Genomic DNA, 13,848 nt, shown 5'->3' on the forward strand with positions numbered 1-13,848 from the left:
GCATTGAGACATATGGTGCAGTGATATATTTTTTGATTTAAAAAGCATTTGAATAAGGTGGGAATGGATATGAAACAGGAGATTAAGAGAGGTTGGGGGAAATACATACTCTTCGTGTTTGTTTTGGTAGTAGCCTATCATTCTTTTACTTTATGTAAAGTGGAAGGGAAATCGATGCAACCGACTTTATATGAAGAAGACTACGTATTTGTAAATAAAGCAGCCGTACATTTTTCTAATTTAGAGCACGGGGAAATTGTCATTATAAAGGAAGAGGATGAGTCGAAATATTATGTAAAACGAGTAATAGGACTTCCTGGCGACGTAATTAACATAACGAATGGATCCGTATATGTGAATGATAAAAAGCAAGAAGAACCATATACAAATAAAGATTTATTCAATAATACACAAGTGTTTTATAACTTTCAAAAAACAAAAATCCCGCCAAATAAGTTATTTGTAATGGGAGATAATCGTGAACTTAGTAGAGATAGTCGAAATGGCTTAGGCTATATTGAAGAAGATAATATAATAGGAAAAGTGGAATTTGTTTATTATCCTTTTTCAAAAATGAAGATCATAGAATAAGTGGGGATTTATAAAACCCCACTTATTCAAGTTTTACTTTATCTTCTTTAAAAAACCTTTTGGATTAAATGATATGAAAAACTTATGTTTAGATTCATCGATTATGAAATTGTTATTTGTAGCTAAAAACTCTTCAACAGCTTCCATTGGGCCAGGACCCCAATCGGGAGAAACAGGATTTCCATTAATAGATGTATCTTCTACAATAATATAACTGCCAGCTGTAACAACAGATTTATAAAGTAAAAGTTCTTTTGCTACATGATCTTTACTATGATCTGAATCTAAAATAACTAAAATTACATCATTAGGTTTACGCATACTTAATATTGTTTGCACAGCGGTTACTGAAACAGAAGAAGCTGTTAAATACGTAATGCGATCATGGGATGGACGATTTGGTTGAGGGAATATATCAAGAGTAAGAACGTGGCCTTTTCCAATTAAATCTAATATAGAAGCTAAATACAATGCGCTACCACCATAACAAGTGCCACATTCAATAATTAAATCGGGTTTTAATTCGTAAATAATTTCTTGATACAAAAAAAGATCAGAGGGAAGTTTGAGAATAGGGACCCCAAGCCAATGAGTATCATATAACCAGACTCGACTGTCGTAATATTGTTTTAAAAATTCGCTGCTTATGTTATCGATTTTGAACACTCCTTTCTGAAACGAAAGTTGTACAATATATTATGTAAGATATGATTATAAGGAGAATGATTTTTAATAAAATTGAGCAAAATACCTCATTAAAAACCAATTGTTTGTATAATAAAAAAATCTTTATTCACCAAGTCTAATCAAAATGCAGTTTAAATCTGTAGATGAGAGGAAAAGGGAAGGAAATGAACGTATGTATAAGTACACAATTTGTTTCATTAGAAAGGGAAATAAAATACTCTTACTAAATAGAAATAAAAAGCCGAATATGGGAATGTGGAATGGCGTTGGTGGGAAAATTGAAGACAATGAAACACCATATGAAGGAATAATTAGAGAAACGCTTGAGGAAACAGGCATAGATCTTCCAAGTGTAACGTATAAAGGGAATGTGATTTTTAAAAGTAAGGATGAGCCTCGGGATAGTGAAGGAATGTATGTATTCCTTGCTGACCTGCCAGCTGGAGTACATATAGACACGCCAGTAAGTACAGCCGAAGGATTATTGGAATGGAAAGAAATTGATTGGATATTAGATTGTGATAATAGAGGGGTAGTTAGCAATTTACCAAAATACTTACCAATAGCATTAAATGAGGAAAACAAGTTAGAGCATATATTCACATATGATAACCGGAATATTATTAATTATACAACTGCATGTTTGAAGGAAGATGATGTAAACAAAAGGTATATAAAAAGATCACTTTCATACTCTAATTGATAAAATATTTTAAAGAGCAATCAGTATTTTTATGCTGATTGCTCTCATTATATATGTGAGGTGATGATATGTTCCAGAAATACAATTCATTGGTCATAATCGTCATATGTACGATGTTTCTTTTTGTTAGCTACGAATCGCCTTTATGATAAATCGATGTTGCTTCACATCAAAATATCCTTTTTGCAAGATGATTTCATGTATACGATATAGTTCCTTATAATACCTTTCGACAGTAAAATCAGGAATTTGCCACGGAATTGCTTTTAAATAATAGACGATAGCGCCAATATCATAAAAACGTTGAAAAGGAAACTCTTCTTTTGCTTCTAAAATAGTAAATCCATTTTCCTGTAGTTCATTACATGCCGCTTCAAGCGACCAACTTGCAAATTCACTATTTAGTGGTGTGTCAAACTGTTCATTAAGTTCAGCGCAATCGAGACCACCAACTTGTTGTGTAAGGAAAATTCCATTAGGAGAGAGAATTCTGTTTACCTCAGAAGCAGAATAGGATTCATGTTGATTCATAATGAAATCAAACTGTTCATTTTGAAATGGTAAAGCAGTATCATCGGTCACTTCTACAACAGTAACCCCTAAAGGCTCTAATTTGTTTCGAGCAATTGGCACATTTGGAGCATAACCTTCAGTAGCATAAATAGTTGATGGGAACGGTTGTAACATAGATAAAAACTCTCCGCCGCCAGTACCCATATCGAGCATTGATTCTGCACGCTGCATAAGCTGGAAAGCAGTACTGCCGTATGACCATGATAAAGGCTCGCTCTTCATTCGGCCAGTTTCTGAAATAAAGGAAAAATCCCAGCCGCTAAAATGTGTATTTGCACTTTCTAATAAAGTTAAAAATAATGGATCACGTTTCATAATTATGTCCTCCTATTTTTCAATGAATGATATGATGAGAAAGGAAAAAGGGAGGACCTCTTATGAAAGAGAAGCGGTTTTACGTTTCGTGTTCGAATAGATTCATATAAAGTTACTCCTTGTGAGAATGGTTATTTATATATTCGGGATAAGTAAGTGAAAGTCCTTTGAACTTATGAGGGAAGGTCGTTGTTTGAAAACTGCCATTCATGCTGTTCAATAATCGGGCCATTAAATGGAATAAAACTTATTGAATGAAACGGGATAATGCAATACATATTGATTACATGCACTTCAATATTTTTGAATTTTCTTAAATTCTCTCTTGAACCTCTAGTTACTTTAGGTTTTATAATGAATCTATACTTTTAATAGGGGGATTTAGATGAATAAGGATAAAAAGTTTTCTATTGGAGAATTCTCAGGGAAAACGGGAATACCAATTCCTACTTTGCATTACTATGATGAAATCGGGTTGTTACAACCAGAAAAGAATCCTTCTTCAGGGCACCGCATTTATAAGTATCACGATATTATAACCTTACAAAAAATTTTAAGTCTAAAATTTCTAGGCTATAGTCTAGATAAAGTCGCTAATTTGTTACACGAATCAAGTTTTGGTGTTGATTTGAATGAAAGTTTGTCTCTCCATTTGCAAGTGTTAGAAAGAGAACACGAACAAATTGAGCAATCAATGCAAGCAATTAAAAGAGTAATGAAGTTAGTCGAAGAGGAAGAAGAAGTAGATAGTACTGTATTGTTTAGTCTTATTTACGGTAGGAATACAGAACATACACACAAAGAATGGATGGACCGCCATAAGTTAACAGATATCGTGGAAGAATTATCAAAGAAACGAGAAGAAGATAAAGTTGCCTTAGATAAAACGTTTATTCAATTGTCTAAAAAGGTTAAACAATTATATGGTAAACCAGTCGAGGATTCGAAAGTACAAGAGATGGTTAAGGCATATATAGGAGGGTCTTTTTCATTTCTTAGTGAAGATTTGATACAAAAGTTAGCTAATACTAGTGTGGAAGAACTGGATATGCAAGAACTTGAAAATATGATACCTTCGCCTTTCGTAGAAGATGAACAAAAGTGGCTTAATCAAGCGATGGAATATTATATGAAGCAAGTAGAAATGGAAGAGGGATAGATTTTATGAGCAATTGTAGGTGGCTTAGCTTCATCGAAATAATGCAATAGACCTTTCATTGAAGAAGGGGAATATTGGGGGGGAGTTACGTTTGTTATTGCTTTATTCAAAAGAAAGAAACGCTTATGCTTCATTTTTGAAGTATAAGCGTTTTTGTTTAAAATACTTAAAAAGAAAAATCTTTTGGCAAAGTATCATTTTTAATAACCGTTCGTAACCCATGTTTTATAATCCAAGGGTTAACAGGATGCTGTTTGTCGCGTAATTGCTGCAACCATTGAAAAACAAGTTCTTTATCTTCTTTCGTAATATCATTAATATGATTAGCTACTGATTTTTGAACATATTTAGAAGGGTCATTCATTAAAGGTTCAAGAAGCTGTAAATTGTACTTAAAGTCACCTTTCAGAGCTCCTATTTTTTTAGCCCAAGGAAGCCTTGGTCTTGTACCTTCAGAAACTAATCTTCTAATGTGGCTGTTTTCGTCATGAAGCCACTGTTGTAGTATGTCTAGCGTGTCTTCATGGTATGTTTCAAGAAAAGGCCGAATGGTATATTCAGCAGTATTCCTTTTTGTTATTTCATACATGGCGTTGAATGAGGTTTCAAAATCGTTAAGTCCATATTTTTCAACGTATTTTGCGATAGGCATGTACATATATCCGTTTGTAAATGTGCCTACTTCTGTTGTATTTTCTGGTCCCAAAGTTCTCAGTAATATATGTATTGCTTCATTAAAATCTTTTTGTAAAGCATTGTGTAATTCATCTGCCAATACTTCAATACGCTGCTTTAACTCTAAATTTTCAACTTTACATGTTACGGAAGATACAAAGTTTCTTTTAGAGAAAGTAGGATCGTGTTTACAAATAGAATCAGCCATTTTTTCTGCTAATTCTTCGTTAAACAAAAATTTTAGCGGAACATATTTACTCATTTTTTCACCTCGGTGGTCAGTTAAAAGCAATTTTTATTTTTTAATCGACAATCCATAAACTAAAGTCTCACTTGGAGTCGTAATACTAAAACCAGTCGTCTTATAATCAAGTTTCACCGTATCACCAGTGTAATCTTTCGTGAATGAATCCATTTGTACAATAAAATCAGCATCTTCATATACAACATCATCTGCAACATATGTATCCCAAATTAAATCGACATCAACGAAAATACTACAAGAGTTTGTCATTGTTCCTCTAATACGAATAATCTTTTTGTCTTCACGTTCTAGACTATGTATAGCTGCTTTTGCTTCATCAGTAATGCGAATGTTCATGGTATCCCAACCTTTATTTATATTTCCTTTATTATTGCAAAAACAAGAGCAATAGGGAAGTAAAGAGGTTTGTAACAAAAAAACGAGCAAACAAATTTGTTTGCTCGTTTCATTTTATTTTAGTTCACATTTATCAAGTGGAATGACTTTTGTTTTCTTCGTAAATTTATATCCTAACCATAGTACTAAGAAGAGTGGTAAACCGATGTAAGAAACGAGTACACCGTTCCAATCGATTGATTCGCCCATAAATGCGCCGTAGTTTTGACCTAAAATTACGATGACACAAAGTGCAAATGCAAAGATTGGACCGAACGGGAACCATTTTGCTCTATATGGTAAGTCTTTTAAATCTTTTCCTTGTGCGATATATGCTTTACGGAAGCGATAATGACTAATTGCAATGCCGACCCATGCGATAAAGCCAGACATTCCTGATGCGTTTAATAACCAAATGTATACAACACCGTCACCGAATAAAGAAGCAATGAAAGCGATACTACCGACAATTGATGTTACGATTAATGCGTTAACAGGTACACCGCGGCTATCTAATTTACCAAGAAACTTTGGTGCTTTCCCTTGGCGAGCTAAATCCCAAAGCATACGAGTTGATGCATACATACCAGAGTTACCAGCAGAAAGTACTGCCGTTAAAATAACAGCGTTCATAACAGAAGCAGCAAAGGCAACGCCCGCTTTTTCAAAAATAAGTGTAAATGGACTTACTGTTACATCACTTGCGGCAAGACTTTCAGTTGTATAAGGAATTAATAAACCGATAACGAGAATCGCAAGGATATAGAATAAAAGAATACGCCAAAAGATCGAACGAATTGCTTTCGGAATATTACGTTCTGGATCAGAAGTTTCACCAGCAGCTACCCCAAGTAATTCAGTTCCTTGGAATGAGAAACCAGCTGCCATAAATACACCGATAATTGCCATGATGCCGCCGTTAAATGGTGCATCTGCAACTGTGAAGTTTTTAAAGCCAACAGTCTCGCCGCCCATAATTCCGAAAATCATCATAAAACCGACAATTAAAAAGATAATAATAGTAACTACTTTAATAAGTGCGAACCAATATTCAGATTCACCAAACCCTTTAACAGATAAGTAGTTTAAAAGGAAAATAATAGCTAAACATAATCCGCTCCAAATGAGGGAAGGGGTATCTGGGAACCAAAATTTCATAATTAATGTTACAGCCGCTAGTTCAGCAGCTATCGTAATTGCCCAGTTATACCAATAGTTCCATCCAAGTGCAAAGCCAAGTGATGGATCAACAAATTTTGTTGCATACGTACTAAAAGATCCAGTAACAGGCATGTAAGCTGCGAGTTCAGCTAAGCTTGTCATTAAAAAGTAAACCATAATTCCAATTGCGGCGTATGCAACTAATGCACCACCAGGTCCAGCTGTGTGGATCACACCACCACTGGCAAGAAATAGTCCGGTACCAATCGTACCACCGAGAGAAATCATCGTAAGGTGCCGTGATTTTAAACTACGTTTTAATTCACCTTTTCCATTTGTAGTTTCTGTTTTAGAGGTAGTTTGATTCGTTGCGCTATTCATGTTCAACACTCCTTTTCTTGTAAGATAGGAAGGAGCGGGGGAGAAAAATACAAAAAACCGCCAAAGGAATTTGGCGGAACGTTTCACAAATAACCACCCCATCATATCCTTCCGTTAAGATAGCACCCCACGTTTACACGGTAATTTGTAAACGTGACAGTTCTGTTCCTTTCGGAGACAGCCCCAGCTCATATTTCCAGAGAAGAAATATAAACTTCGGCAACTTTTCCTTTCAAACGGAGTCAGATGACATTCTCTGTGTCTCGACCGTTTTACTCTTAAAAGTCGCAACCTCTACCTCATCGGATTGATGAGGATTTATATATTGCTAAGATTTTTAATATATGGCAATTGTAATGAGTTTCTGAATATATTGCAAGATATTTTGTTAGGAAAAGTCAAAAAATATCGGTTATTGTATAGGAAACGCTTGCAAAACTCCACCCGAACCTACTATTATGTAGCAATAAGCAAAGAAAAAATTGTTATACAAATGTTTCGCAAAAAATATTGAAAAACCCTTTAAAATTAAAAGAAAATTCAGAAAATATAATTCGACATAACTATCAAAAGAGGATTATTCCTTAAATTCGTTTCAAAGAATAAGTATAAATCCGATAAATAAAATGAATATTCTTTTTATTTCTGATAAAATTGAGGTATTGTTTAATTGAAAAGGGGAAATCAATATGAAATTAGAAACAGAAAGGCTCTATATAGTGCCGTGCACAGAAGAGAGTATTCACGTTGCTAACGAGCAAGGATATAATAGTGGTCCACATATTGTAGGGCATGTAGAAAATGTAAAACAAAATAAGGATTTATTACCGTGGGGGGCGTGGTATGTCATTCGAAAAGAAGATGACATCGTTCTAGGTGATATAGGGTTTAAAGGGAAACCAAATGAGGGACATACAGTAGAAATTGGTTACGGGTTTATTGAGAAATATTGGAATGAAGGGTATGCGACAGAAGCTGTAAGAGAACTAATAAATTGGACTTTTCAAACAGGACAGGTAGAAACAATTATTGCGGAGACACTTCTTGAAAATGAAAGCTCGATTCGTGTATTAGAGAAATTACATATGAAAAGAATTGGCACTACAGAAACAATGATTAATTGGAGAATGGAAAAATGAAAAATACCGCTCGAAGTATATCGGGCGGTATTTTTATCATTATGGAAGCATTTGTTTTTGATCATTCGGATATTTGGCTGTGGATGCGTTAGAACGATTGGAATGATTGCGAACAGCAATGAAAATAGAAATAATAACGACAAGGCCAACTGCCACGTAAGAAAGTGAAATAATAGTCGGATCCACTTTAAATGTAGTGAGCAGTGTACGAATGTTTGTAAAGATAATAAGGCCACCAACTAATACGCCAAGTAAATGTGCTGGAACGATGCGTACTAACCATGCAGCAATTGGAGCTGCGACAATACCGCCAAGCATTAACGCAAATACCCAAACCCAGCTTACTTGTTCCCAGCCAAGTGAAATGAAAAATCCGATTGTTGCAGCAAGTGAAACAGGAAATTCACTCGTATCTACAGATCCGATAACTTTTCTAGCCTCATTTCCTCTTGCTAAAAGTACAGGTGTCGTAATCGGTCCCCAGCCACCGCCACCAGTTGAATCAACAAATCCAGCAAATAAGCCAAGCGGAACAAGTTGTTTAGCAGACATACGTTTCTTTGAAGTGACAATTTGTTTTTGAATAATGAATCGTAATAAAATATAAACCCCTAAAGTAAATAAAAATACGGAAATGTACGGTTTAATGACATCGCCAGGTAAATTACTTAAAAAACATGCCCCAATAAATGCGCCAACTGCTCCTGGCAATGTAAGCCTGGAAACGGTATATTTATCAACGTTTCCAAATTTGATATGAGATGCACCAGAAGCGGCGGTTGTAACAACTTCAGCTAAATGAACAGATGCGGAAGCGACAGCCGGTGCGATACCAAACATTAATAATAGTGAGGTAGATGTTACCCCATACGCCATTCCAAGCGCTCCGTCGATCAATTGAGCGAAAAATCCAATAATAGCAAAGACAATTAATTTCTGCATAAAAAATCCCCCTGTAATAGTAAATGAAAAAGGCACTTTTCCCGTGTGAGAAAAGTGCCTTTGGTTTTTCCAATCAGCAATATTGAAATTTGTTTCATTATAATACACATTAATCGTATAAATCAACTGGGTTTTAAAGTTTTTTGAATTGAACGAAAGAAAAATAAAATATACAATAAAAGGATGGAGAGAAAGGGGAGAAAGACATGTTACTATTTGATCATCTCGTTCACGCAGTTCATGGCACACCGGAGGAAGCGGCAAAACAAATGCAGAAACTTGGATTTCATACTGTATTAGGCGGAGAGCATACGAACTGGGGTACTTGGAATAGTTTAAGTTATTTTGATTTATCATACATAGAATTTCTGGCAGTTCAACATGAAGAAAAAGCGAAAGAAGCAGAAAATCCATTAGTACAAGAAACAGTGGTGAAATTACAAAATGGAGAAGGAATGCTACAACTCGCAATTCGAACAGATGCCATTGAAGAATTAGCAGTGAAATTTAGTCAGCATGGTTTACATACGATAGGGCCATTTGAAGGGAAGCGTGTGAGAAAAGATGGCAGACTTTTAGAATGGAAAATGTTATTTGTAAAGCAAGAAGAGAACAGACCGAAATTACCTTTCTTTATACAGTGGAATGAAACAGATGAAGAAAGAAGAAATGATTTACATAAAATAGGAACGATCACTGAACATAAAAACAAAGTGCAACAAATTGAAACAATTCATTATGCAGTGAAAAATGTTAGAGAAACGGTGCGGAAATGGAAAGAAGTAATGGAGCTAACTGCAAGCTCAGTCGTAAAAAGTGAAGAGTGGAATGCTGAATGCCAAAGTGTATCATTCGGTGACATTAAAGTACAGTTTTGTGAACCAATTGGAGAAGGGGTAGTACTAGAATGTTTGAAGAATCATGGCGAATATCCATTTGCAGTGGAGTTTAAAGGGGAAAATAAACGAGAGCATGAAGTGTTAGGTAGTTTGTACATATATTAATAGAGGTGAACGTTGTGGAAGAAATGCTTAGAGAGATAGAGAGAAAACTAGAATGGCCTCGTATTGTAAAGTGTACAGCTATTTCAAAAGGTTTTTCACATGAAGATAAATATAAAATTGAATTAAAGAATCGAGAAACATATTTTGTAAAAGTATGTGATGCGGTTAATTCTGAACGCAAACAAGAAGAATATACGTATATGAAACAATTAGAGTTATTACATATTCCAACGCCCAAATTAATTCATTTCATAAAACTTGAGAAATTAAATAAATGCGTTCAAGTATTTGAATGGGGCCAAGGTATAAATGGTGAAGAGAGCTTAAGTAAGCTATCGGAGGAAGAACAGTATAATGCAGGAAGAAAAGCTGGAGAAGTATTAAAGCGAATCCACTCAATTGAAAGAGGAAGTGCAAGTAATAAATGGGAAACATCTAGATGGAATAAGTACGAAAGATACATAGAGGCATTAGCAGATTACGAGGTGAACTTTCTGGATTTGAAGCCTGTATTAACCTTTGTAGAAAATCATAAAGATTTATTGAAAAATCGTCCAATCACATTTTTACACGATGACTTCCATCCAGCAAATAGTATGATTCATAATAAGGAGTTTATCGTTATCGATTTTGGTGGATATGATTTTGGCGATCCAATACACGATTTTTATAATGTAGCGATTTTTACTACAAGAATAAGCAAACCATTTGCAGTTGGACAAGTTCACGGTTATTGCGGAGGCGAACCATCGCTTCAATTTTGGCAACTGTATACATTATATGCAGCAATGACATTCCCAGCGGATATCGTTTGGACAAACCGAAGCACACCGCATTTAGTAGATGATATGAAGGAAAGGTTAAACGGAATTTTAGAAGATCATAATCAATTTTCATCCTATATTCCAAAATGGTATCAATCAAGTGAATTTAATAAATAAAGGAGGAATTCATATGGACAAAATAGCGATAATTTCAGATATACATGGTAATATTCCAGCTTTAGAATCTGTACTACAAGACATTAAATTGAGAGGAATCGAACGCATTATTTGTCTTGGAGATTTAGTAGGAAAAGGACCTCATTCTAGTGAAGTGATTGAAATCATTCGTAAAGAATGTGAAGGAGTCGTAATGGGAAACTGGGATGATTTTATTACAAAACCGACTGAATTTGAAGCGTTAAAATGGCATCAAAAACAATTATCAGAAGAACAAAATGATTATTTAAGAAGCTTACCATTTTCAATCGAGTTTTATATGAGTGGGAAACTGATTCGTATGTTCCACGCTTCACCGAGAAGTTTATATGAAAGAATACAACCACACGCTTCAAGAGAAGAGCGTATTAGTATGTTCGAAAATAGTGAGCTCACAGAGAATATAGAAGGAGAAAGAAAACCAGATGTCGTTTGCTACGGTGACGTTCACCAAGCATTCGTTCAAAATTTCAGAGGAAAAACGTTATGTAATGCTGGTAGCGTAGGAAATCCGCTTGAAATTACACAAGCTTCTTATTTAATATTCGAAGGAATTTACAATGAAAAAGAAGCAGCGAGCTTTTCCATTCAACTCGTACGTGTACCGTATGATATTGAATTGGCAATTCGGTTAGCTGAAGAACTAGAAATGCCCGAAATCGAGGAATACAAACAAGAGTTACGGACTGCATTGTATCGAGGGTTTAAGGGAAAGTAAGCCAATCATAATATATCAACGATTTGACAAAGGATATCGACTTACCGACAAATAGTGACATGAATTGTTACTTGTAATTATATTATGTTAACTAATTAGAGGAGGGAATATCATGTGTCGAAAACAAAACATCAAAGAAATTATTGATCGTATTTTAACGTTAAAATTAACTCATCCAATTAGAGTTGGAGTAAGTGGTATTACAGCTTCAGGAAAAACAACATTTGCAAATGAACTAGCGGAAGAAATAAAAAAACGAGGGTTACCAGTAACACGTGCTAGCATTGACGATTTTCATAATCCAAGATTGATTCGCTATGCACAAGGTAAAGATTCTGCAAGAGGGTATTATGAAGATGCACACGATTATACAGCTTTCAAAGAAAGGTTATTAAAGCCTTTAGGACCAAACGGGAATTTACAATATGAAACGATTTCTCATAATTTAAAAAAGGACATCCCTGTACATAATGAGCCACTAGTAGCCACGCAAAATATGATATTAATAGTAGATGGAACATTTCTATTGAAAAAAGAAGTTGAGCATTTATTCGATTACAAAATTTTGGTAGATACAGATTTTGAGATTGCGAGAAAACGTGGTGCAAAGCGCGAGACTGAGGTTTTTGGAAGTTATGAAGAAGCAGATAAGATGTTTTTGAATAGGTACCATGCGGCCTGTAAGATGTATATAGATGAGCATAATCCGAAAGAGTGTGCGGATGTTGTATTTCGGAATAGTGACTTAGAAAATCCAGAAGTTATATTTCATGAGCGAAAGTAATACACAATCAAAAGTATATGTATAGCCTTTTATTTATAGTTATAATTCTCGTATAATTAAATTAATTTATAGTAAGTGAAAAACGGGGGATAAGGCAATAAAAAAACGTAAAAAGGGGATAGGAAATATAATGAATGAAGTACTAGAACTAAAAGAAGAACTGCTACAAATTAAAAATAATAATTATGCTGTACCAGAAGACGTAGATGCATATCCATATGCACAGTGGATGCTAGATTATATCGGATCATCCGATGCTGAATTACGTGATGATTTAATTTATAGTACGCTTCACAAATGGATTACAAATGATGTGTTTAGACAAAAAGAATTACGAGGGTTAATGTTACAGGCAATTAGTCCTGATTATTTATTTTATAAAATTGGTGAAAAGGGAACAGACTCTGTGTTTAAACGTGCGTTCTCCGTATTAATTCCACCACTTATTTTATCTGTTCATGAAAGAGAGCCATTGTTATCCGAAGAACAACTGTACAGTGTGGCAGAACAAGTGTTGGAATATGTATATTTAGAAGAAGATGTAAGGGGTTACGTAGAAGGAAAAGGCTGGGCACATTCTACAGCACACGCTGCTGATGCGCTAGATGCGTTAGCGCGTACAATACGAAATCGTGAGTTTTCATATGCAATACTAGCTGCTGTTCGTCAGAAGGTTCGTTTAAATGACTACGCGTACATACACTTTGAGGATGAGAGATTAGTAAAACCAATTATGTCGTTACGTAACCAAAATCTTTTAACGGAAGAAGAGTGGGGCAACTGGCTACATAGTATAGCAACTGTTGAAGACGTCCGACCTCCGCAGCATGCTATTTTAGTACAAAATATTAGATCTTTCCTGAGAAGTTTATATTTCAGAGTTTTAGAGACAGAGGGTAGCATAGCCTTTACAGATGATATATTGGAGACTTTGAGGGGGTTGCGTAGGTATTAAAAATATATCCAAATTAAGAGCATAGCACATAAAACCAATACCTCCCAACCATACTAATAAAATGTGTTGGAGGTGAAATTTATGGACAAAAAAGACTTTGAAAAAGTTTATAATGATTATTTACATCAAGGGGAAGAGCAAGCTCAATTTGAAGTAGGCCATGAGGTCAATTCAGGGGCAGAACAAATTGTTGCCGTTCGTAAAAATGATGATGGGGATTTAATTGCCTTTAAAACAAGTAGTGGAAGAGAATTAGATTATATGACTGCTCTTAATGAAGCAAAATCAGGGAAGTTAGCTCATGTGGACGTATTTCATAAGTATGGCAGAGATATTATACGTAGTGAACCTGATGGAATAAAAGAAAATAACTTAGATAATTTACCTTCATTTTAAACGGGTAAACCTCAAGAAGAGAATGTTCATTTGGATATTCTCTTC

16 protein-coding genes and 1 riboswitch are annotated in these 13,848 nt (G+C 34.9%); of the genes, 10 read left to right on the top strand and 6 right to left on the bottom strand.

The window, feature by feature from the left end; all coding sequences use genetic code 11:
• Nucleotides 1-69 precede the first annotated feature (69 nt).
• A complete protein-coding gene (lepB, locus tag ACQVV1_RS22475; RefSeq protein WP_000806886.1) occupies nucleotides 70-591 on the top strand; it encodes a signal peptidase I in 522 nt (173 codons plus the stop codon).
• A 33-nt stretch (nucleotides 592-624) separates the two neighbouring features.
• On the opposite strand, the gene ACQVV1_RS22480 is transcribed toward lepB, so the two are convergent.
• Complete coding sequence (locus ACQVV1_RS22480; RefSeq protein WP_242252719.1) at nucleotides 625-1,257, bottom strand: CmcI family methyltransferase; 633 nt, start codon at nucleotides 1,255-1,257, stop codon at nucleotides 625-627.
• Nucleotides 1,258-1,450: 193 nt separating this feature from the next.
• On the opposite strand from ACQVV1_RS22480, the gene ACQVV1_RS22485 reads away from it, so the two are divergent.
• Nucleotides 1,451-1,981 (top strand): NUDIX hydrolase, encoded by a 531-nt coding sequence (locus ACQVV1_RS22485; RefSeq protein ID WP_309259017.1) that lies wholly within the window; start codon nucleotides 1,451-1,453, stop codon nucleotides 1,979-1,981.
• Nucleotides 1,982-2,107: 126 nt separating this feature from the next.
• On the opposite strand, the gene ACQVV1_RS22490 is transcribed toward ACQVV1_RS22485, so the two are convergent.
• Nucleotides 2,108-2,869 (bottom strand): class I SAM-dependent methyltransferase, encoded by a 762-nt coding sequence (locus ACQVV1_RS22490; RefSeq protein WP_309259016.1) that lies wholly within the window; start codon nucleotides 2,867-2,869, stop codon nucleotides 2,108-2,110.
• A gap of 385 nt (nucleotides 2,870-3,254) precedes the next feature.
• Here ACQVV1_RS22490 and ACQVV1_RS22495 point away from each other — a divergent pair, with 385 nt between their 5' ends.
• Nucleotides 3,255-4,028 carry a MerR family transcriptional regulator gene (locus ACQVV1_RS22495; RefSeq protein WP_309259015.1) on the top strand — a complete coding sequence of 258 codons (774 nt, stop codon included), beginning with the start codon at nucleotides 3,255-3,257 and terminating at the stop codon, nucleotides 4,026-4,028.
• 166 nt (nucleotides 4,029-4,194) lie between these two features.
• Here the strand turns inward: ACQVV1_RS22495 and ACQVV1_RS22500 are convergent, their stop codons facing one another.
• The 3 genes from ACQVV1_RS22500 to ACQVV1_RS22510 form a co-directional block, all read right to left on the bottom strand.
• Entirely contained in the window at nucleotides 4,195-4,965 is a 771-nt protein-coding gene (locus ACQVV1_RS22500; RefSeq protein WP_242252725.1) for a DNA alkylation repair protein, read from the bottom strand.
• Nucleotides 4,966-4,998: 33 nt separating this feature from the next.
• Entirely contained in the window at nucleotides 4,999-5,304 is a 306-nt protein-coding gene (locus ACQVV1_RS22505) for an iron-sulfur cluster biosynthesis family protein (protein WP_142332764.1), read from the bottom strand.
• Between the two features lie 114 nt (nucleotides 5,305-5,418).
• Nucleotides 5,419-6,885: an amino acid permease gene (locus ACQVV1_RS22510; RefSeq protein WP_063225258.1), complete on the bottom strand. Its 1,467-nt coding sequence runs from the start codon at nucleotides 6,883-6,885 to the stop codon at nucleotides 5,419-5,421.
• 112 nt (nucleotides 6,886-6,997) lie between these two features.
• Nucleotides 6,998-7,190: riboswitch (Lysine riboswitch) on the bottom strand.
• 384 nt (nucleotides 7,191-7,574) lie between these two features.
• Here ACQVV1_RS22510 and ACQVV1_RS22515 point away from each other — a divergent pair.
• A complete protein-coding gene (locus ACQVV1_RS22515) occupies nucleotides 7,575-8,024 on the top strand; it encodes a GNAT family N-acetyltransferase (RefSeq protein ID WP_309259013.1) in 450 nt (149 codons plus the stop codon).
• Nucleotides 8,025-8,063: 39 nt separating this feature from the next.
• Here the strand turns inward: ACQVV1_RS22515 and ACQVV1_RS22520 are convergent, their stop codons facing one another.
• The gene (locus ACQVV1_RS22520) at nucleotides 8,064-8,966 is read right to left on the bottom strand and encodes a sulfite exporter TauE/SafE family protein (protein ID WP_098556005.1); all 903 of its coding nucleotides are present in this window, start codon (nucleotides 8,964-8,966) and stop codon (nucleotides 8,064-8,066) included.
• A 206-nt stretch (nucleotides 8,967-9,172) separates the two neighbouring features.
• Here ACQVV1_RS22520 and ACQVV1_RS22525 point away from each other — a divergent pair, with 206 nt between their 5' ends.
• From ACQVV1_RS22525 to ACQVV1_RS22550, 6 genes are all read left to right on the top strand, one after another.
• Nucleotides 9,173-9,970, top strand: coding sequence for a VOC family protein (locus ACQVV1_RS22525; protein ID WP_431169529.1), 798 nt, complete (start codon nucleotides 9,173-9,175; stop codon nucleotides 9,968-9,970).
• Nucleotides 9,971-9,984: 14 nt separating this feature from the next.
• The gene (locus ACQVV1_RS22530) at nucleotides 9,985-10,911 is read left to right on the top strand and encodes an aminoglycoside phosphotransferase family protein (protein ID WP_431169530.1); all 927 of its coding nucleotides are present in this window, start codon (nucleotides 9,985-9,987) and stop codon (nucleotides 10,909-10,911) included.
• 13 nt (nucleotides 10,912-10,924) lie between these two features.
• Nucleotides 10,925-11,668 (top strand): metallophosphoesterase family protein, encoded by a 744-nt coding sequence (locus ACQVV1_RS22535; RefSeq protein WP_431169531.1) that lies wholly within the window; start codon nucleotides 10,925-10,927, stop codon nucleotides 11,666-11,668.
• Nucleotides 11,669-11,780: 112 nt separating this feature from the next.
• Nucleotides 11,781-12,452, top strand: coding sequence for a nucleoside/nucleotide kinase family protein (locus ACQVV1_RS22540; RefSeq protein WP_431169532.1), 672 nt, complete (start codon nucleotides 11,781-11,783; stop codon nucleotides 12,450-12,452).
• A gap of 130 nt (nucleotides 12,453-12,582) precedes the next feature.
• Nucleotides 12,583-13,407 carry a DUF2785 domain-containing protein gene (locus ACQVV1_RS22545; RefSeq protein ID WP_431169533.1) on the top strand — a complete coding sequence of 275 codons (825 nt, stop codon included), beginning with the start codon at nucleotides 12,583-12,585 and terminating at the stop codon, nucleotides 13,405-13,407.
• Nucleotides 13,408-13,488: 81 nt separating this feature from the next.
• Nucleotides 13,489-13,803 carry a DUF3892 domain-containing protein gene (locus ACQVV1_RS22550; protein WP_000358173.1) on the top strand — a complete coding sequence of 105 codons (315 nt, stop codon included), beginning with the start codon at nucleotides 13,489-13,491 and terminating at the stop codon, nucleotides 13,801-13,803.
• The last annotated feature ends 45 nt before the right edge of the window (nucleotides 13,804-13,848 follow it).

The sequence above is a fragment of the Bacillus basilensis genome, from assembly GCF_050630465.1.
Taxonomy (GTDB): Bacteria; Bacillota; Bacilli; order Bacillales; family Bacillaceae_G; genus Bacillus_A; species Bacillus_A basilensis.

What these genes read in the sequence shown, in the direction of transcription:
- ACQVV1_RS22515 (WP_309259013.1), top strand. Translation starts at nt 7,575, where the DNA reads ATGAAATTAGAAACAGAAAGGCTCTATATAGTGCCGTGCACAGAAGAG.
- ACQVV1_RS22510 (WP_063225258.1), bottom strand. Translation starts at nt 6,885, where the DNA reads ATGAATAGCGCAACGAATCAAACTACCTCTAAAACAGAAACTACAAAT.
- ACQVV1_RS22535 (WP_431169531.1), top strand. Translation starts at nt 10,925, where the DNA reads ATGGACAAAATAGCGATAATTTCAGATATACATGGTAATATTCCAGCT.
- ACQVV1_RS22525 (WP_431169529.1), top strand. Translation starts at nt 9,173, where the DNA reads ATGTTACTATTTGATCATCTCGTTCACGCAGTTCATGGCACACCGGAG.
- ACQVV1_RS22495 (WP_309259015.1), top strand. Translation starts at nt 3,255, where the DNA reads ATGAATAAGGATAAAAAGTTTTCTATTGGAGAATTCTCAGGGAAAACG.
- ACQVV1_RS22545 (WP_431169533.1), top strand. Translation starts at nt 12,583, where the DNA reads ATGAATGAAGTACTAGAACTAAAAGAAGAACTGCTACAAATTAAAAAT.
- ACQVV1_RS22505 (WP_142332764.1), bottom strand. Translation starts at nt 5,304, where the DNA reads ATGAACATTCGCATTACTGATGAAGCAAAAGCAGCTATACATAGTCTA.
- ACQVV1_RS22490 (WP_309259016.1), bottom strand. Translation starts at nt 2,869, where the DNA reads ATGAAACGTGATCCATTATTTTTAACTTTATTAGAAAGTGCAAATACA.
- lepB (WP_000806886.1), top strand. Translation starts at nt 70, where the DNA reads ATGAAACAGGAGATTAAGAGAGGTTGGGGGAAATACATACTCTTCGTG.
- ACQVV1_RS22500 (WP_242252725.1), bottom strand. Translation starts at nt 4,965, where the DNA reads ATGAGTAAATATGTTCCGCTAAAATTTTTGTTTAACGAAGAATTAGCA.
- ACQVV1_RS22550 (WP_000358173.1), top strand. Translation starts at nt 13,489, where the DNA reads ATGGACAAAAAAGACTTTGAAAAAGTTTATAATGATTATTTACATCAA.
- ACQVV1_RS22485 (WP_309259017.1), top strand. Translation starts at nt 1,451, where the DNA reads ATGTATAAGTACACAATTTGTTTCATTAGAAAGGGAAATAAAATACTC.
- ACQVV1_RS22520 (WP_098556005.1), bottom strand. Translation starts at nt 8,966, where the DNA reads ATGCAGAAATTAATTGTCTTTGCTATTATTGGATTTTTCGCTCAATTG.
- ACQVV1_RS22540 (WP_431169532.1), top strand. Translation starts at nt 11,781, where the DNA reads ATGTGTCGAAAACAAAACATCAAAGAAATTATTGATCGTATTTTAACG.